A 17,409-nucleotide genomic window follows, 5' to 3' on the forward strand; every position below is an offset into this window, starting at 1 on the left:
CGCCGTTATGCCTGCATTGCTGCGGGTGCGAAAGCGCGGCGGTTTCGACGGTAGAATGGCAAAAAAATGGCGTGGGAAAGCCCACGCCATCGGAAGGGTTTGGTGGCGGAACGCCACGGCCCGGTTTGGCCCCGATCCGCGCCGAAGCAGACTTCGGCGCGGCCGTGTTCGAACTTAACGCTTCGAGAACTGGAAGCTCTTGCGCGCCTTGGCCTTGCCGTACTTCTTGCGCTCCACGACGCGCGGATCGCGGGTCAGGAAGCCGGCCTGCTTGACCGTCGTGCGCAGCGTCGGCTCATAGCGGGTGAGCGCGACCGAAATGCCGTGCTTGACCGCACCGGCCTGGCCCGAAAGGCCACCGCCGACGACGGTGCACATCACGTCGAACTGGTCGCGGCGATCGGTCACGTCGAACGGCTGGTTGATGACGAGGCGCAGTGTCGGCCGGGCGAAATACACCGTCTGGTCGCGACCGTTGACGATGATCTTGCCGGTGCCGGGCTTCAGCCAGACGCGGGCGATGGCGTTCTTGCGCTTGCCGGTCGCATAGGCGCGGCCCTGGGCGTCGATTTCCTGCGGGCGCAGCGGCGCCGGCGGGCCGCCGCCGCCGGTGTGGACCGGACGTTCGGACGGTGTGTTGGCGGCGCCCTGGTTGAAGGTGCCATCCTGCATGCCGCCCAGATCGGACAGCGACTGACGCGTATCGGACATTAGTTGGCAGCCTTCTCAGCGGTAAGGGTCGAGTTCTTGCGGTTCATCGCGGCAACATCGACGATTTCGGGGTTCTGGGCGGTGTGCGGGTGCTCGCTGCCCTTGAAGACGCGCAGGTTGCGCATCTGCTGGCGGCCGAGCGGACCACGGGGAACCATGCGCTCCACGGCCTTGACGAGGACGCGTTCCGGGAAACGGCCTTCCAGGATCTTGGCCGGCGAGGTTTCCTTGATGCCGCCCGGGTGGCCGGTGTGGCGATAATAGACCTTGTCGGTCGCCTTCTTGCCGGTGAAGCGCACCTTTTCGGCATTGATGACGATGATGTTGTCACCGCAATCGACGTGCGGGGTGTACGACGGCTTGTGCTTGCCGCGCAGGCGGTTGGCGATGATCGAGGCAAGGCGACCGACGACAAGCCCTTCGGCGTCGATGATCAGCCATTTCTTCTCGACCTCGGCGGGTTTGATCGAGGCGGTTGAGCGGGTGAGCATGATGAAATATCCGGCAAAAAAGCGAAACGGCCGGGGCGACACCCCAGCCGGATGACGCGCATATCGCGGAAACGCCCGATTGCGTCAAGCATTTCCGGGGTTTTTGGACGTGGTATCAAGATACCGTACGGTTTCGTCTGCCGCCAGATAATGCCGCAACCATTCGCGCAGCCGCGGCACCGCCTCTGCGTCGTCGATGAAGTCGGCGACCGGCATCAGCGCCCAATCCTGGCCCTCGTCGCCGAACTGCACGCTCGCCACCTCCTCGGCGGTCAGGCGGACGGCGAGGAAATGCGACACCGTCGCGCCGTCGCCCAGGAGATAGGCGCGGCGATAGTGGATTCGTGCCGACGGCACGACGATTCCGAATTCTTCCGCCAATTCGCGCAGTGCGCAATCTTCGGGACTTTCGTCGCCCTCCCGACCGCCGCCGGGAAGGTCGATCATGCCGGGAAACGGCAGTTCCGGCCGGTCGTCGCGCCGATAGGCGAGCAAGCCGCCGTCATGCAACGCTGCCAGCTTGGCACCGCCGAAATCCGCGCCGTCCCATCTCATGATGCAGTGGAATAGGCCTGAAGATGGCCCAGGGCGATCGTTTCCAGGGCCTTGGCGTGCGTCGCCGCCAGCACGACTTCGGGCGCGAAGCCGGCGACCCGCGCCTCTTCCCACCGCGCTGCACACAGGCACCAGCGGTCGCCGGGGACGAGCCCCGGAAAGCCATACTCCGGTCGCGGCGTGCTCAGATCGTTGCCCTGCGCCGCGCTGAAAGCGAGAAATTCGGCCGTTACTTCGGCGCACACGACATGGCGGCCATTGTCGGCGGCATCGGTGTTGCAGCAGCCATCGCGCGTCCAGCCGGTGAGCGGTTCGACCGAGCATAGGTCGAGCGCGCCGCCAAGGACGTTGGTTGCCGTCATCTGCGCGTCCCCTGCATCGACCAATGCGCCGCCCATATTGTGGCTGCCACCAGCAGCGCCCCGCATGCCTGGTGCGCCACGCCGAGCGGAATCGCAACGCCGCTCAGCACCGTTGCGACGCCCAGGGCGAATTGCGCGACGACAAGGCCGCCCAGCGCCAGTGCACGCGCACCCGCGCCGGCGCGCCAGAGCCGCACCGCGATCAGCAACGCCGACGCAGCGACAACCCAGGCCAGCGAGCGGTGGAGAAAATGGACCGTGGCCGGGCTGTCGATCAGGTCGCGCGCCGTCGTCACCAGGCCCTGCGGTACCAGCACTCCGAACATCAGCGGCCAGCTATCGGACACATGGCCGGCGCGCATGCCGGCAACGAATGCGCCCCAGATGATCTGCACCGCGAGCAGCAGTGCGAACGGCACCACCCAGCGGTGCGGGCGATCCCCGGACGGAGTGCCGGACCGCAGCAGGTCGAGTGCCGTCCAGATGCAGCCGGCCATGATCGTCAGCGCCACCCCCAGGTGCACCGCCAGCCGTTCATGCGCCACCTCGGTCCGCCCTACGAGGCCCGACGATACCATCCACCAGCCGATGGTGCCCTGCAGCGCGCCGAGCATCAGCAGCGCCAGCAGGCGCGGCTTGTAGCCATCTGGGATTGCTTTCTTCACCCAGAACCACAGCAGCGGCACCGCAAATGCCAGTCCGATCACCCGTCCCAGCAGACGATGCACATATTCCCAGAAGAAAATGCCCTGGAACTCGGCCATGGTCATGCCGCGGTTCATCAGCTGATATTGCGAGGACGCCTTGTAAGCTTCGAACTGCGCGGCCCAGGCCGCCTCGCCGATGGGCGGCAGCGTCCCCGACACCACATCCCAACGGGTGATCGAGAGCCCCGATTCGGTCAACCGGGTGATGCCGCCGACAACGACCATGGCAAAGACCAGCCCGGCCACGGCGAGCAGCCAGACCGCCACGGCACGCGGCCGGGCGGCGGCGAGGGGCAGGGGCGGGAAAGTCGGGGCGGCGGCGCTGGCCATGCCGGCCCTTTGCCACCATCGCACGGCGCCGCCAAGCGCGGTATCGTCGCGGTCAGGTCGAAGGGATGCCGGAAATGACGATCGCGGCCGTCACGAAGACGATCACCGCTTCGAAATAGGATCGTATCGCCAGCCACGCGGCACGCCCGGTCCCGCAACCGAGGCTGCTGCGGAACTGCAGGGTCTGCACGCCGAGATACCAAAGGGTGATCAGCACAGCACCGATTTCTCCGATCATGACCGGCAGTGCGCCGCCACGCTGGATCAGGATGACCGAGGTTGCGAGCCCCAGGGCATAGACAGCAGCAAGATAGCACTGGCCGTAGAAGGGAGCCCGCAGATATTTCCGTTCCGGCGGATGTCCCTTGGCAGCGACGTAGCGCCAGGCCGCGAACAGGGGCAGCAGCGCATACAGCATCGATCGCGCCACGATCAGATTTTCGTCGGATGCGGTGATCGCGCGTGCGGCCGCAGTCTTGGCGGTCAGGACCGGCAGGCCGAGCACCAGTTCCACGCCGTGCAGCAGCGCGATGGTGACAAGAAGAAACAGCGGCGGGCTTAGTGTGTCGGTGTAGCGATCGGTGACCGCCTCGGTCTGCTCGTGGTTGGAATAGCGCACCATGGCCAAGGGCGTCGTGATGACGCGCCACAATGTCAGCGGGTAATAAATGATCCAGGACAGCAGCTCGAAAAGCAGGTCCTCGAAGGATTTCAACAGTTTCAGAAAATCCATGTCGAAGTTGTACGAGGTTTCGCAAGGGTGTCAAAGTCCTTGAACGGCAACCGAAATGACCGCGCCGCGTTTGTCGTTAAGGCGAAGGCACCGCCGAAGGGGAAGGGAAATTCATGCATACGGCACTTTATGCACTGGTCGCTGCCGCAGCTGTCTTGCCGGCCGCAGCAATGTCACAGGATACGCCGTCGGGCCTGAAGGATCTCGTCGGCGCCAGGGCCGGCCAGTCCGAAGGCGAGCTCGGCCGCCGCGGTTACGTCCTTGTCCGAACGCAGACAGACGATGATCGCAAATGGACCTTCTGGTTCAACGCCGCCTATGGCCGCTGTGTCTCGATCGCGACGATCGAAGGTCGCTATCAGTCGATCGTCGAAACGCCGGTCGTCGATTGCCAGGGTGGCAACCAACAGCAATCCTCCGCCAATGTCGGCAATCAGCAGCCGCCGGCTTACGCAGGCAACAGCCCGCAGACGGGCCAGCAGCAGGGCGCTCGCTACACGGTCGATGGCCGCCCGGTCGATCTCGGGCTGGTCTGTTTCGGCGAGGGGCATCGCCCCGCGATTGCCAACCGCTCCGAATGGGTGTGGAATTCCGACCGCGACCGCTACGACTACGGGACCCGCTCCGAACTGACATCCGAAAGCGTCGACGCCACAGTGACGTTGCAACTGTGGGAGAATGGCGGCCGGATCCGTTTGCCCAAGGAACTTGTGCCGATCATCCACTCCGGCGCAAATGACGGCTGGTGGGCGTTGAACGACGTTGTAGCGATGCCCGATGTCATCACCGCCAGCTATCGGCTCAACGGGCTCAACAAGCCCAAAGTGTCCATGGACCGCCGTTCGGGGCGGATTTCGATCCGCGGTGTCTCGCCTTACGAATTCACCGGCCAGTGCGACGTGATCGATGGCGAGGACCACCGCCGCTTCTAGGGGCCGGCCGCCACGAGTTTCGCCTTGCGCATCGGCATGAGATATTATATCTCCATCCAATGCCAAGGCGTTTCAGCTCCTTTCTCGACAAGTCGGCCATGACCTTGTCGGGCCTGTGCCTGGTCCATTGCCTCGTCGGCGCGCTGGCGCTGACGATGTTCGCTGCCGGCGGCGCGTGGCTGAACCATGATGTCCACCTCGTCGGACTGGCGGTGGCATTGCCATTGGCCGCGGTGGCGTTGTGGCGGGGCGTCGCGCTTCACGGCCGTATCGGGGTGGCGCTGCTCGGCGTGCTCGGCATCGGCCTGATGGGGACGTCGCTGTTCATCGCGCACGGTGCCAGTGCCGAGGTGCTGGTGTCGGTGGCGGGCGTCGCCCTGCTCGGGGCGGCCCATTACTGGAACCTGCGCGCCTCCCGCGTCTGACTTGCAGCCCGCCGCCCAAGCGCCGATATAGGCGCCATGGCCACTGCCCATGATCACGATCACAGCGACCGGTCCGGCGCCGCGTTGACCGCCGCCGCCGAACGCGCGCTGGTCGGGGCCGGCGAACAATGGACGACGATGCGCGCCGCGGTGTTTTCGGCCCTGACGTCGTTCGACAAGCCGGCCAGCGCCTATGACGTGACCGACGCCGTCAGCACCGCCCAGGGCCGGCGGGTCGCCGCCAACAGTGTCTACCGGATCCTCGACCTGTTCGTGGCCAATAATGTCGCGATGCGGGTGGAAAGCGCCAACGCCTATCTGGCCAACGCCCATCCGGATTGCCTCCACGACTGCATCTTCCTTGTCTGCGATACCTGCGGCCGGGCGACGCATGTCGATGACGATCAGCTGTCGGCGCGAATCCGTGAAACCGCCCGTGCAACCGGCTTCCGTCCGGAAAAGCCGGTCATCGAAGTGCGCGGACGCTGCGGCGACTGCGCAGCGCCGGCCGCCGCTGCCATGCGTTCCATCGACAGCGCGGGCACAAAGCGCTAGCACTGTCATAAGGACTCCATAAATCCGGCGGACATTGGTGACACAAAGACCTCACACCCCACTTCTCGACACGGTCAATGTACCGGCAGACATGAAGCGGTTGAGTCAGGAACAATTGCGCCAGCTCGCCGACGAGTTGCGCACCGAAATGATCGATGTTGTGTCGACGACCGGCGGCCATCTGGGCGCCGGGCTCGGCGTCATCGAACTGACGGTCGCGCTTCATTATGTTTTCGATACGCCCGACGACCGGTTGATCTGGGACGTTGGCCACCAGGCCTATCCGCACAAGATCCTGACCGGTCGGCGCGATCGCATCCGCTCCTTGCGTCAGGGCGGCGGCCTGTCGGGCTTCACCAAGCGCGCCGAAAGCGAATATGATCCGTTCGGCGCCGCGCACAGCTCGACCTCGATTTCGGCTGCCATCGGCTTTGCTGTCGCCAACAAGCTGAAGGATCAGCCGGGCAAGGCCATTGCTGTCATCGGCGACGGTTCGATGTCCGCCGGCATGGCCTATGAAGCGATGAACAATGCCGCCCAGGCCGGCAACCGGCTGGTCGTCATCCTCAACGACAACGACATGAGCATCGCGCCGCCGGTCGGCGCGCTTTCCGCCTATCTGTCGCGGCTGCTGTCGTCACGCAAGTTCCTGGAATTGCGCGAAGCCATCAAGGGCATCGCCAAAAAGGCGCTGCCGCCACCGCTCAGCCGCGCCGCGGCGCGCGCCGAGGAATATGCCCGCGGCATGGCGCAAGGCGGCGGCACCCTGTTCGAAGAACTCGGTTTTTACTATGTCGGGCCGATCGACGGCCACAACCTCGAACATCTGTTGCCGGTGCTCGAAAATGTCCGCGATGCGGCCGAAGGCCCGATGCTGATCCATGTCGTCACGCAGAAGGGCAAGGGCTATGCCCCCGCCGAAGCGGCGCCCGACAAATATCATGGCGTGCAGAAGTTCGATGTCATCTCGGGCGCCCAGCACAAGTCGACGCCCAAGGCGCCGGCCTATCAGAATGTCTTCGGGGACGCGCTGATCGCCGAAGGCAAGCGCGACCCGCGCATCGTCGCCATCACCGCCGCCATGCCGTCGGGTACCGGGGTCGATCGCTTCAACAAGGCGTTTCCGGACCGCACCTTCGATGTCGGCATTGCCGAACAACATGCGGTGACGTTCGCCGCCGGGCTCGCCGCCCAGGGCATGCGGCCGTTCTGCGCCATCTACAGCACCTTCCTGCAGCGCGCCTATGACCAGGTCGTGCACGACGTGGCGATCCAGAACTTGCCGGTGCGCTTTGCCATCGACCGGGCCGGGCTGGTCGGCGCCGATGGCTGCACCCATGCCGGCGCCTTCGACGTTGCCTATCTGGCGACCCTGCCGAACATGGTCGTCATGGCAGCGTCGGACGAGAATGAACTCGCCAACATGGTCCACACCATGGCGCTTCACGACGATGGCCCGATCGCGGTGCGCTATCCGCGCGGCGAGGGCACTGGTGTCGCCATCCAGGCGGTGCCGACGCGGCTGCCGATCGGCAAGGGCCACATCGTGCGCGAAGGCAAGACCGTCGCCATCCTGTCGCTCGGCACCCGCCTTCAGGAAGCCGAAAAGGCCGCCGACGAGCTGGAGACAAAGGGCCTGTCGACCACTATTGCCGACATGCGATTTGCCAAGCCGCTCGACCAGGAGCTGATCCGCAGGCTGGCGGCCACCCACGAAGTGCTGGTGACGATCGAGGAAGGCGCCGCCGGCGGCTTCGGGGCGCATGTGCTGACCTGGCTCAGCGACGAGGGCCTGACCGACGCCGGGCTCAAGGTGCGCACCTTGCGCTTGCCCGACATCTTCCAGGACCATGACAATCCGGCGAAGCAATATGCCGAGGCGGGGCTGGACGCACCTGCCATCGTGGCGACCGTCCTGGAGGCCTTGCGGCACAATTCGGTGGGTTTCGTCGGCGGCCAGCGGGCCTGACCCCACTGCCGCAGGCGTGTGACGTCTCTCGACATGCGTGGGCGGCGTCCCCTATGCCGCATTGCAATATGCACGCGCCCGTTGTCTCCCCGAATCGCGTTCCGACCCGTGGGGAGATCCTGCTGCTCGGAACGCTGACGGCGTTCGGCGCGCTGACCATCGACCTTTACCTGCCGACATTGCCCAGCATCGCGCGCAGTTTCGCCGTCGCGCCGGCAACGGTGCAGCTGACGTTCAGTGCCTTTTTCATCGGCATGGCGATCGGGCAGCTTTTTTACGGTCCGCTCAGCGATCGAATCGGCCGGCGGCCGGCCATTCTCATCGGCTGCGTCGTCTATGTCGCGGCCAGTCTCGCCTGCACGCTGGCGCCATCGATCAACTGGCTCATCGCCGGACGTTTTGCCCAGGCGCTCGGCTGCTGTGCCGGGATGGTCGTGGCGCGGGCGGTGGTGCGTGACCGCTACGACCATCGCGATTCGGCGCGGATCTTCTCGCTGCTCGTCCTTGTCCTGGCGGTCGCGCCGCTGGTCGCGCCGACGTTGGGTGGCTGGCTGGCGCAGGCCTTTTCCTGGCGCGCGGTGTTTTTCGTGCTGGCGGTGTTCGGTCTCGCGGTCGGGACCGTGGTGTGGTTCCGCCTCGATGAAAGCAGGTCGCCGGCGACCGAGGCCAAGGCGCGGGGCGAATCGGTCATCGGCGCCTATTTCGACCTGCTGCGCAGCCGTCGCCTGCTCGGCTACACGCTGGTGTCGGCGTGCAATGGCGCGACCCTGTTCAGCTATATCGCCACGGCGCCCGACCTCGTCATCGATATCTGGGGCTTCACACAACACCAGTTCGGGCTGATCTTTGCCATCATCGCCGTCGGTGTCATCGGCTCCAGCCAGGTCAATCGGCAGCTGCTGTTGCGGCACGCGCCCGACCGAATTCTCGGCGTCGCCTGCATCTTTGCCGTCGGTTTCGGTGCCGCGCTGCTCACCGCCGCGCTGCTCGATGCATCGAAATGGTGGATCATGGCCGGGCTGTTTGCGGTGCTGACATCCAACGGCTTCATCGCCGCCAACGCCCTTGCCGGGGCGCTCAATGTCGATCCGCTGCGCGCGGGCACAACGTCGGGCCTGTTCGGCGCCGCCAACTTCGCACTCGGCGCGGTGGCTTCGGCAGCGGCGGCGGCGCTGCACGACAATACGGCGGTCCCGGTCGCCATGGTCATCACCACCGCGCTGGTCGCCGGCGCCGCGGCATATTATTTTCTCGCCCAGCCCCGGCATGGCAATTCGGTGTGACTTTCGGGACTTTCGACGCAAAGGCCTTTCTGCTCGCGCTGGCTGTCGTCGCTGTCTGGGGCACCAATTTCGTCGTCATCCGGCTGGGGCTCGATGCCCTGCCGCCGCTGCTGTTCGCGGCACTTCGCTTCACGCTGGCGGCGTTGCCGATGGTGTTCTTCCTGCGCCGGCCGGCGGTGCCGTGGCGCGATCTGGCGGCCTATGGCGTGCTGATCGGCGTTGGCCAGTTCGGGCTGTTGTTCATCGCCATCGATGGCTGGATCGCGCCGGGGCTGGCGTCGCTGGTCGTGCAGGTCCAGGTCGTGTTCACCATCGGGCTGGCGATGCGCGGCACCGGGGAACGCCTGGTGCCGGTGCAATATGCGGCGCTGGCGCTGGCGGTGGCGGGCATCGCCATCATCCTTACGCACACCGGCGGCACCACGACGCCGCTCGGCGTGGCGCTGGTGGTCGGCGCGGCGCTCGGCTGGGCGCTCGGCAACATGGTGCAGCGGCGCGCCGGCCGGGTCGACATGCTGGGCTTTGTCGTCTGGTCGAGCCTGTTCGCCATCCCGCCGCTGTTCGCCCTCGCCTTTGTGTTCGAAGGCGCGCCGCGGATCGCCGAAGCGCTCGGGGCTGCCGGGCCGCAGGTCTGGGCGGTCATCGCCTGGCAGGCGGTCGGCAACACCATGTTCGGCTATGGCGCCTGGGGCTGGCTGCTGGCGCGCTATCCGGCGTCGTCGGTGGCACCCATGGCGCTGCTGGTGCCGGTGTTCGGCATGGGGTCGGCGGCACTCTGGCTCGGCGAACCGCTGCCGGGCTGGAAGCTGCTCGCCGCGCTGTGCATCGTCGGCGGGCTCGCGGTCAACATGTTCGGCCCAAGGCTGTTGGCGCGGCGCGTCGCGACGTCGGCGGGGGGCTAACCCCGCGCCGTGAAATTATACGGCTCGGTCTTTGCCGCCGCCGCCTGCCACGCCGGCCGTGCCTGCAGCCGGGTCACATAGGCCGGAATGTTGGGGAAGTGCGCACCGAGCCCCTGTGCAGCGGCAATCTCAGCCACGAAGCTCATCATCACATCGGCGCCCGACAGGGTGTTTTCGACCAGCCAGTCATTGCTGCCCAGGCTTTGCGAAAAATAGGCGACATGCGCGCCGATCTGATCCTGGATCCGCGGTTGCAACGGCGCGGCGGCATCGCCCAGCCGCGCCGTGTACAGCGCGAGAAGAAACGGCGTCATCGCCGAGCCTTCGGCGAAGTGCAGCCATTCGAGATAGGTTTCGTGCGCGTCGCTGCCGGGGGCAGGGGCCATGCGGCCGCCGCCATGGCGGCGAATGACATAGTCGGTGATCGCCCCCGATTCGGTCACGACCCGGCCATCGTCGTCGATCACCGGCGACTTGCCGAGCGGATGGATGGCCTTGAGCTCGGGCGGCGCCAGGTTGGTGGTCAGGTCGCGGGTATAGGCCTTGATCTGATAGGGAACCGCCAGTTCCTCGAGCAGCCACAAGATGCGCTGCGACCGGCTGTTGTTGAGATGGTGGACGGTGATCATCGGCGGTTCCTTTTGCTTGCGGCACTGGTAGCGCCATTCCGCGCGGGACGAAAATCGCATATTGCACAGCCATGGCGATCATCATCCCCGAAGCCGAGCTGGTCGAAAGCTTCATCCGCGCCTCGGGGCCGGGCGGGCAGAACGTCAACAAGGTGTCGACCGCGGTGCAATTGCGTTTCGACGTGCGCGCTTCGCCCAGCCTGCCCGACGATGTCGCCGTGCGCCTGATGCGGCTCGCCGGCAGCCGGATGACCCGGGATGGCGTCATCATCATCACCGCCGACCGGTTTCGCACCCAGGATCGCAACCGCGCCGATGCGCGCGAGCGCCTTGCCGCGCTGGTGGCACAGGCCGCCGTGCGCCCCGTCAAGCGACGGCCGACCAAGCCCAGCGCCGGATCGAAGGAGCGCCGGTTGACCGGCAAGGCGGTGCGATCGGGCGTGAAAGCGGGCCGCACAAAAGTTCATCATTCCGATTGAACCATTCGCGCGCACGGGTGTTAAGATCGTACCTCTTTCAAAACGAGTGTGCCGTCCCCAATTGAAGGCCGGCGTTCGAATATCGCCCACGAAAGGAACTCTCATGGCTATCAATTCCGAAGGTATCGAAGGCACGTTCAACGAAGGCGTCGGCAAGGTCGAAGGCAAGATCGGCAGCGTGCTCGGCGATACCCAGACCCAGGCCGAAGGCAAGGTGACCGAGCTCAAGGGCAAGGCCGAACAGGCCATCGGCAAGGGCAAGGAAATCTACGAAAAGGCGACCGATACGGTTCGCGAATATGCCGACAAGGCCCCGGAGCAGATCCGCGAAGCCCGTGAGAAGGCCGCTCGTGCGGCTGAAGAAGCCACCACCAAGGCACGCCATGCCGTTCAGGAACAGCCGATCGCTGTTCTTGCCGGCGGTATCGCCCTGGGCTTCGTGGTCGGCTGGCTGGTCAGCGGCCGCAAGGACTAAGCCAGTCGATGTGGCGTCCGCAACGGGCGCCATCGGCTCGCGAGCACGTCAAGCCGCGTCTTCCCTCTCGATGGGGGAAGGCGCGGCATTGTCGTCTCTTGCCTTGGCCGTGCGCAGCGTGATGATCGCGACACCGATCAAGGTCAACGCGCCGCCGATCAGCATCTGTGTCGTTATCGGCGTGTTGAACACGATGACGGCGATGATGACCGACAGCAGCGGCGTCGGCAGCGTGAGCGGCGAAACTGTCGCCACCGGGTAGCGCTGGAAGAGCCAGCTCATGCCGCCGTGCCCGAGCAACGACGACAGCAGCCCGGAGAACAGCAGGCAACCCCAGGTCAGCCACGACAGACTGGCGATGTTGCCCAACCTCTGCGGCTCGAAAATCGCGGCTGCGCCTGCGAGGATTGGCACGCTGACCGCCGCCAGCCAGGCGTGGATGGTCAACACCGGCACACCGGCAAGTTTTCGGAACAGCAGGTTGCCCATCGCCCAGCAGAGCGCGGCAGCGACTGTGAGCCACAGGGCAATGCTTTCATCGGCGATGGCAGGGTCGAAGCCCATGACGGCGACTCCGGCAAAGCAGAGCGCCACCGCCGTGATGCGCGGCCAGCGAATACGCTCCTTGTAAATCAGCACGGCGAGGATGAGGCTGAACGGGACTCCCAATTGTCCGGCGATCGCCAGTGCCGACACATTCTGTGCGAGCGCAAAACTCAGCGAGCCCAACCCCATGAACAGGGCACCGGCGACAAAGCCGGTTATCAACACCCACAGCATCCGACCCGGCAGCCAGCGCAGCCACGGCAGGGTGACAACGAGGACGATGGCGTAACGCAGCAGCACGGCTGTCAGCGGCCCTGCGGCTTCCACGGCCAGCTTCACCGGAACGATGTTGAAGGCCCAGATCAGATCGATGAACAGGATCAGCGCCAGATGCTCGCGCTTCACCGGCCGGCCGCCCGGCCGATTTTCTGGCCGTTGTCCTTGCCGGTGACCCGGGCATAGGCGGCGTTGATGATCGCCATGCGGCTTTCGGCGACGCGAATGAACTCGGCCGGCACGCCTTCGGCGAGATGGCGATCTGGGTGATATTGGCGCACCAGGTCATGATAGGCTCGCCGCAATGTCGCCGCGTCCGCCCCCGGCGTCACCCCCAGCACGGCCCAGTCGTCCGCCGCCGACCCGACATCGGCCGGCGCCAGATGCCGCGCCCGCACTCGCGCCGTCGCCGCTGCATCGAATCCCAGCCGCGCCGCCACCGCGTCGAGATAGGCGATCTCGGCTGGATGAAAACCATCCACCGCCGCGATCAGCCACAGGGCATCGAGCAGATCCTCGAGGACCGGCGACCCGGCGCCGAGCAGGGTCGCCGCTTGGTCCGCATAGGCTTCGAAACCCGCCATCGACTGTTTGGCGAGGTCATAGAAGCGGCGGGCATTGTCCGCCTCGCGCTGTTCGACGTGGAACAGGCGCTGGAAGGTGGCGAATTCCGCAGCGCTCGCCTCGCCATCGGCACGCGCCATTTTTGCAGCCAGCGCGATCGCGGCGATAGTGAAGGCGACACGCCGCCGGTCGGGACTGGCGGTGCGGCGAATTCCGAGGTCCAGCGCCCCGCCCGCCGCCGCGCCGGCAAGCGCGCCGAGCGGCCCGCCAAGCAGCAGCCCGGCCGCGGCGCCCGCCAGCGCAACCCAGACACTCATCGAAAAAGGACTCCGTTCACCAGCGCTTCTTAGGCGATCGGATCGAAGGGGTCACCGTGCCCGCCGATGTTAATGCCTCAGTTCCAGCGAATGCCGTCGGCGGTCGCCGTGACAGCCGCACCGGCGCGAACGGCTGCGGCGGCCACCATGGCCGCAACGGCTGCGCGGCTGTCGGTCGGGGTTTCGCCCGCCAAGGCCGCCAAGACGGAGTCGGGCAGCGTGCGTGCCGCGTCCCACCGCACACCCGACGCATCGACGGTAACGGCGCTTCCGCGCGCCAGATCGGCCAGCAACATCGCAGCGCCTGCCACCAGAGCCGCTTCGGGTCCGCTGGCATCGCCGGGCCGTTCCCAGGTCAATGGCGTGCCGTCGATCCCGTCGCGTACCAGCCTTTCGAGCGCTGTGCCCGACATCGCCGCACCGCCGGGGGCAAACGCCGCGCGGATCAGCCGCAGCCGGGCGACCAGTCGCTTGGCGCCGTCCTGGACCAACCCGTTGATCTCGGCATCCCCGGTGGGGCCAAGCAACTCGCTCGCCGTCATGACGGTCGCAGCGGGTGTGGCGAGGTCGTGGCACAGCCATTTGCTCAGCAGCGCGGGCAAGTCGGTCATGGCAATGGCTCCTGGTCGGGCGTTGGCATCGGCCGCCGCAGGCCCAATGCCAGCAAACGTCCGTCACCGCCCTGTGTTAATTCGAATTCCAAGCGGTCGCCCGGCTCGAGCCGGTCGATGGCAGCCGCGGTCAGCGCCGACACATGGACGAACACGTCACAGGGACCAAGATCCGGCGTGATGAAACCGAAGCCCTTGGCGGCATTGAACCATTTGACGGCGCCACTGGCCATCAGGCGGACAGCAGCTGCACCGGCAGGAACCGCCCGTGGACGCAGCCGTCGTCGCGCGGATCGTCGGCTTCGCGCTGGCCCACGACCTCCCACCCCGTCACGGCGCCATCGGCGAGGATCAGCCACAGCTGCCCGTTGTGGACGGCCCGCGCTGCATCGCGTGGCGACGGTTCGGCGCTGCCATTGGGATGGCTGTGATAATGTCCGATCACATGGCGCTGCTCCGCGCGCACATCACGCTGGGTGCGCATCAGCGTGCCGGGGTCGATCTCGAAACTGGTGGCAGGGTGCGGGCTGACATTCCGGGCTGGCACCACCGCCTCGATGAGGCCCGGTTTGCCGGTCACGAGCCCGCAGCATTCGTGCGGATGTGCCTTCTGCGCCTCAGTCTGAAGCGATTCGAACACCCCGCTTGATATTCTGATGATCATTCCAACATGGCTAAGTCATGGGGGCCGAAAAGTCGATAAACGTCATCTTGCCGGCCTCCGCAGCGGGGCTGCGCATCGACCGTGCCCTCGCCATGGCGCTGCCCGAGCACAGCCGGGAGCGGCTGAAGGCCATGGTCGGCGGCGGCCGTGTCGCCGGTGCCGCCGGGACGATCTGGGACCCGGCGCAGAAGATGAAGGGCGGCGAGGCGCTGACCTTGGTCATTGCCGCGCCGCGTCCCTCCACGACGCTCGCGCAGGATATTCCCCTTACCATCGTATATGAAGACAGCGCGCTGCTGGTGGTGGATAAACCCGCTGGCCTGGTCGTGCACCCGGCCGCAGGGAACTTCGATGGCACCATGGTCAACGCGCTCCTCCACCATTGTGCCGGCCGCCTGTCGGGTATCGGCGGGGTCGCGCGTCCGGGAATCGTGCATCGGATCGACAAGGACACGTCGGGGTTGCTCGTCGTCGCCAAGACCGATCCCGCACACGAATTCCTGTCGCGCCAGTTCGCGGCGCATAGTGTCGACCGCCGCTACACCGCTGTCGTGGCGGGCGTGCCGGCGCCGCCCGCGGGCCGGATCGAAGGCGCATTGGCGCGGTCGCCGGCCAATCGTCAGAAGATGGCAATCGTTGCAGCGGGGCGCGGCAAGCACGCCGTGACGCATTATCGCACGGTGCGCGCCTTTGCGCGGTCGGCCCAGCTCGAATGTCGCCTTGAAACCGGGCGGACCCACCAGATCCGTGTTCACATGTCATCTATTGGCCATGCTCTGCTCGGCGATGCGACCTATGGTCGGACCCCGGGCAGCCTTGCGGCGTTGCTGCAGGACCTGGGCTTCGCCCGCCAGGCCCTGCATGCGGCGACGCTGGGGTTTGTCCATCCGACGACACAAGAAAAACTGTCTTTCGAATCCGCCCTGCCGGCGGATATAGTGGAGTTAATCGGTCGTCTTTCAGACGCTGAACCAGAGTGAAGGGGTTACCATGGCAAATCTTCCCGCAGTCAAAACCAGCATCCCGGCACTTGGCGGTGAAGCCGGCCTCAACCGCTATCTGTCCGAGATCCGGAAATTCCCGCTGTTGGCGCCCGAACAGGAATATATGCTCGCCAAGCGCTGGGAAGAGCATCAGGATCCCGAAGCGGCGGCAAAGCTCGTCACCAGCCATCTGCGGCTCGTTGCCAAGATCGCCATGGGTTATCGCGGGTATGGTCTGCCCGTCGCCGAACTGATCAGCGAAGGCAACATCGGCCTCATCCAGGGCGTCAAGAAGTTCGATGCCGAAAAGGGTTTTCGCCTCGCCACCTATGCGATGTGGTGGATCCGCGCCTCGATCCAGGAATATATCCTGCGGTCGTGGAGCCTTGTGAAGATCGGCACGACGGCAGCCCAGAAAAAGCTGTTCTTCAACCTGCGCCGTTTGAAGGGCAAGCTCAACGCCATGGAAGACGGCGACCTGCGCGGGGCCGATGTCGAAAAGATCGCGACGACCTTGGGTGTGACCGAGGACGAGGTCATTTCGATGAACCGCCGCATGTCGATGGGCGGCGACACGTCGCTCAATGCGCCGTTGCGCGAGGAAGGCGAGGGGGAATGGCAGGATTGGCTTGCCGACACCGGGCCGTTGCAGGACGAGATGGTCGCCGATGAACAGGAACGCGACCAGCGCCATGCGCTGCTGACGTCGGCGATGGATGCGCTCAACGAGCGTGAGAAGCATATCCTGACGCAGCGTCGCCTGATCGATGAACCACTGACGCTCGAGGAACTGTCGCAAAGCTATGGGATCAGCCGCGAGCGTGTTCGCCAGATCGAAGTCCGCGCGTTCGAAAAACTGACCAAGGCGATGCACAGCCTGGCAAATGAGCGTCACCTGCTGCCCGAACCTGCCTGATACGACGCCGGCCGCGCGGCCACTGTTGACCTTCAGGCAGCAAAGCCGACAAGGTCGGCAGTGCCGGCAGGCGCGGCAGCAATGGGTTCGGGGGCAAGGTGGCCGCAGCGAGACGGAGCATGACAGGCCGGGTTGCCATCTTCCTGGCCAAGCTGGTGGCTGTGTTTGTGGTGGCGTCCGTGCTGTGGGTCGTGGCCTATCGCTTTCTCCCCGTGCCGATCACCTGGCCGATGGCGCGCGATGCCATTGCCGGCAAGCATGTCGAGCGGGACTGGGTGCCGCTGACGGCAATGGCCGCCGCCGTGCCGCGTGCCGCGATCGGCGCCGAAGACGCGCGCTTTTGCGACCATAATGGCTTTGATCTGGCAGCAATGGAGGCCGCCGCCGCGCGCAATGCCAAGGCGGCGGCCAAAGGCAGCGCCAAGGTTCGTGGTGGCTCGACGATTAGCCAGCAGACGGCAAAGAACGCCTTTCTCTGGCCGGGGCGATCCTATGTGCGAAAGGCGCTGGAAGCCTGGTTCACGGTGCTGATCGAAACGATCTGGGGCAAGCCGCGGATCATGGAAGTCTATCTCAACATCGCCGAGATGGGCCCCGGCATCTACGGTGTGGAGGCAGCGGCGCGGCATTATTTCAACACCAGTGCCGCCAATCTGACCACGGCGCAGTCCGCGCGCCTTGCCGCCGTTCTGCCACAACCGGTCAAGCGCGACGCGGCCAACCCCGGCCGCATGGTCAAACGCTATGCCAAAAGGATCGAGCGCCGGGCGCGGGTCGTCAGGACCGAAGGCATCGACCACTGCCTGGCCTGAACGGGCAAAAAGCAAAGGTCGCGGCGCCGAGGAGGCGATCTCAATAAGGCGATTGATTATGGTGGACGCACCAGGGTTCGAACCTGGGACCCGCTGATTAAGAGTCATGCCGATCTTCAATGAAATCAACGTCCATTCCAACATTTCACGGTTTGTTCCCATGTGCCGTATCAATAGGTTAC

The 17,409-nt window shown here is 65.6% G+C and carries 23 protein-coding genes and 1 tRNA gene; 11 read left to right on the top strand and 13 right to left on the bottom strand.

Annotation, left to right across the window (positions count from 1 at the left end):
• Positions 1 to 174 precede the first annotated feature (174 nt).
• From rpsI to GGQ62_RS15770, 6 genes are all read right to left on the bottom strand, one after another.
• On the bottom strand, positions 175 to 711 hold the full coding sequence (gene rpsI, locus GGQ62_RS15745; protein ID WP_152577819.1) for a 30S ribosomal protein S9: 537 nt from the start codon (positions 709 to 711) through the stop codon (positions 175 to 177).
• Positions 711 to 1,202 carry a 50S ribosomal protein L13 gene (rplM, locus tag GGQ62_RS15750; protein WP_152577818.1) on the bottom strand — a complete coding sequence of 164 codons (492 nt, stop codon included), beginning with the start codon at positions 1,200 to 1,202 and terminating at the stop codon, positions 711 to 713. Before rplM ends, rpsI begins: the two co-directional genes overlap by 1 nt.
• Positions 1,203 to 1,286: 84 nt before the next feature.
• Positions 1,287 to 1,757: an NUDIX domain-containing protein gene (locus GGQ62_RS15755; RefSeq protein WP_152577817.1), complete on the bottom strand. Its 471-nt coding sequence runs from the start codon at positions 1,755 to 1,757 to the stop codon at positions 1,287 to 1,289.
• On the bottom strand, positions 1,754 to 2,119 hold the full coding sequence (locus GGQ62_RS15760) for a DUF2237 family protein (protein WP_152577816.1): 366 nt from the start codon (positions 2,117 to 2,119) through the stop codon (positions 1,754 to 1,756). Before GGQ62_RS15760 ends, GGQ62_RS15755 begins: the two co-directional genes overlap by 4 nt.
• The gene (locus tag GGQ62_RS15765; RefSeq protein ID WP_152577815.1) at positions 2,116 to 3,156 is read right to left on the bottom strand and encodes a COX15/CtaA family protein; all 1,041 of its coding nucleotides are present in this window, start codon (positions 3,154 to 3,156) and stop codon (positions 2,116 to 2,118) included. Before GGQ62_RS15765 ends, GGQ62_RS15760 begins: the two co-directional genes overlap by 4 nt.
• 52 nt (positions 3,157 to 3,208) lie before the next feature.
• Positions 3,209 to 3,889, bottom strand: a complete 681-nt coding sequence (locus GGQ62_RS15770) for a hypothetical protein (protein ID WP_152577814.1) — start codon at positions 3,887 to 3,889, stop codon at positions 3,209 to 3,211.
• A gap of 113 nt (positions 3,890 to 4,002) precedes the next feature.
• Between GGQ62_RS15770 and GGQ62_RS15775 the strand changes: the two genes are divergently transcribed.
• From GGQ62_RS15775 to GGQ62_RS15800, 6 genes are all read left to right on the top strand, one after another.
• Positions 4,003 to 4,821: a hypothetical protein gene (locus GGQ62_RS15775; protein ID WP_152577813.1), complete on the top strand. Its 819-nt coding sequence runs from the start codon at positions 4,003 to 4,005 to the stop codon at positions 4,819 to 4,821.
• A 59-nt stretch (positions 4,822 to 4,880) separates the two neighbouring features.
• On the top strand, positions 4,881 to 5,246 hold the full coding sequence (locus GGQ62_RS15780; RefSeq protein ID WP_152577812.1) for a MerC domain-containing protein: 366 nt from the start codon (positions 4,881 to 4,883) through the stop codon (positions 5,244 to 5,246).
• Between the two features lie 36 nt (positions 5,247 to 5,282).
• Entirely contained in the window at positions 5,283 to 5,801 is a 519-nt protein-coding gene (locus tag GGQ62_RS15785; protein ID WP_152577811.1) for a Fur family transcriptional regulator, read from the top strand.
• 37 nt (positions 5,802 to 5,838) lie between these two features.
• Positions 5,839 to 7,770: a 1-deoxy-D-xylulose-5-phosphate synthase gene (gene dxs, locus GGQ62_RS15790; RefSeq protein WP_152577810.1), complete on the top strand. Its 1,932-nt coding sequence runs from the start codon at positions 5,839 to 5,841 to the stop codon at positions 7,768 to 7,770.
• A gap of 68 nt (positions 7,771 to 7,838) precedes the next feature.
• On the top strand, positions 7,839 to 9,053 hold the full coding sequence (locus tag GGQ62_RS15795) for a multidrug effflux MFS transporter (protein ID WP_152577809.1): 1,215 nt from the start codon (positions 7,839 to 7,841) through the stop codon (positions 9,051 to 9,053).
• Entirely contained in the window at positions 9,050 to 9,955 is a 906-nt protein-coding gene (locus GGQ62_RS15800; RefSeq protein WP_152577808.1) for an EamA family transporter, read from the top strand. The genes GGQ62_RS15795 and GGQ62_RS15800 overlap by 4 nt, the downstream gene beginning before the upstream one ends.
• Here the strand turns inward: GGQ62_RS15800 and GGQ62_RS15805 are convergent.
• Positions 9,952 to 10,584, bottom strand: a complete 633-nt coding sequence (locus GGQ62_RS15805; protein ID WP_152577807.1) for a glutathione S-transferase family protein — start codon at positions 10,582 to 10,584, stop codon at positions 9,952 to 9,954. The two genes, GGQ62_RS15800 and GGQ62_RS15805, sit on opposite strands and share 4 nt — an antisense overlap.
• Before the next feature lie 71 nt (positions 10,585 to 10,655).
• On the opposite strand from GGQ62_RS15805, the gene arfB reads away from it, so the two are divergent.
• Both arfB and GGQ62_RS15815 read left to right on the top strand, forming a co-directional pair.
• Complete coding sequence (arfB, locus tag GGQ62_RS15810; protein WP_152577806.1) at positions 10,656 to 11,063, top strand: alternative ribosome rescue aminoacyl-tRNA hydrolase ArfB; 408 nt, start codon at positions 10,656 to 10,658, stop codon at positions 11,061 to 11,063.
• A 103-nt stretch (positions 11,064 to 11,166) separates the two neighbouring features.
• The gene (locus tag GGQ62_RS15815; protein ID WP_152577805.1) at positions 11,167 to 11,538 is read left to right on the top strand and encodes a CsbD family protein; all 372 of its coding nucleotides are present in this window, start codon (positions 11,167 to 11,169) and stop codon (positions 11,536 to 11,538) included.
• A gap of 48 nt (positions 11,539 to 11,586) precedes the next feature.
• On the opposite strand, the gene GGQ62_RS15820 is transcribed toward GGQ62_RS15815, so the two are convergent.
• The 5 genes from GGQ62_RS15820 to GGQ62_RS15840 all read right to left on the bottom strand — a co-directional run bounded on the left by GGQ62_RS15820 (position 11,587) and on the right by GGQ62_RS15840 (position 14,516).
• On the bottom strand, positions 11,587 to 12,489 hold the full coding sequence (locus GGQ62_RS15820; protein WP_152577804.1) for a DMT family transporter: 903 nt from the start codon (positions 12,487 to 12,489) through the stop codon (positions 11,587 to 11,589).
• Entirely contained in the window at positions 12,486 to 13,241 is a 756-nt protein-coding gene (locus GGQ62_RS15825) for a J domain-containing protein (protein ID WP_152577803.1), read from the bottom strand. The genes GGQ62_RS15820 and GGQ62_RS15825 overlap by 4 nt, the downstream gene beginning before the upstream one ends.
• Positions 13,242 to 13,318: 77 nt before the next feature.
• Positions 13,319 to 13,852, bottom strand: coding sequence for a hypothetical protein (locus GGQ62_RS15830; protein ID WP_152577802.1), 534 nt, complete (start codon positions 13,850 to 13,852; stop codon positions 13,319 to 13,321).
• Positions 13,849 to 14,085 carry a cold-shock protein gene (locus GGQ62_RS15835; protein ID WP_152577801.1) on the bottom strand — a complete coding sequence of 79 codons (237 nt, stop codon included), beginning with the start codon at positions 14,083 to 14,085 and terminating at the stop codon, positions 13,849 to 13,851. The genes GGQ62_RS15830 and GGQ62_RS15835 overlap by 4 nt, the downstream gene beginning before the upstream one ends.
• A complete protein-coding gene (locus GGQ62_RS15840; protein WP_152577800.1) occupies positions 14,085 to 14,516 on the bottom strand; it encodes a M67 family metallopeptidase in 432 nt (143 codons plus the stop codon). Before GGQ62_RS15840 ends, GGQ62_RS15835 begins: the two co-directional genes overlap by 1 nt.
• 17 nt (positions 14,517 to 14,533) lie before the next feature.
• Between GGQ62_RS15840 and GGQ62_RS15845 the strand changes: the two genes are divergently transcribed.
• From GGQ62_RS15845 to mtgA, 3 genes are all read left to right on the top strand, one after another.
• A complete protein-coding gene (locus tag GGQ62_RS15845) occupies positions 14,534 to 15,496 on the top strand; it encodes an RluA family pseudouridine synthase (RefSeq protein WP_152577799.1) in 963 nt (320 codons plus the stop codon).
• A 10-nt stretch (positions 15,497 to 15,506) separates the two neighbouring features.
• The gene (gene rpoH, locus GGQ62_RS15850) at positions 15,507 to 16,415 is read left to right on the top strand and encodes an RNA polymerase sigma factor RpoH (protein ID WP_152577798.1); all 909 of its coding nucleotides are present in this window, start codon (positions 15,507 to 15,509) and stop codon (positions 16,413 to 16,415) included.
• A gap of 119 nt (positions 16,416 to 16,534) precedes the next feature.
• A complete protein-coding gene (gene mtgA, locus GGQ62_RS15855; protein ID WP_152577797.1) occupies positions 16,535 to 17,227 on the top strand; it encodes a monofunctional biosynthetic peptidoglycan transglycosylase in 693 nt (230 codons plus the stop codon).
• A gap of 59 nt (positions 17,228 to 17,286) precedes the next feature.
• Here the strand turns inward: mtgA and GGQ62_RS15860 are convergent.
• A tRNA-Lys gene (locus tag GGQ62_RS15860) sits at positions 17,287 to 17,361 on the bottom strand.
• Positions 17,362 to 17,409 lie beyond the last annotated feature (48 nt).

The sequence above is a fragment of the Polymorphobacter fuscus genome (assembly GCF_011927825.1).
GTDB classification, from domain to species: Bacteria; Pseudomonadota; Alphaproteobacteria; order Sphingomonadales; family Sphingomonadaceae; genus Sandarakinorhabdus; species Sandarakinorhabdus fusca.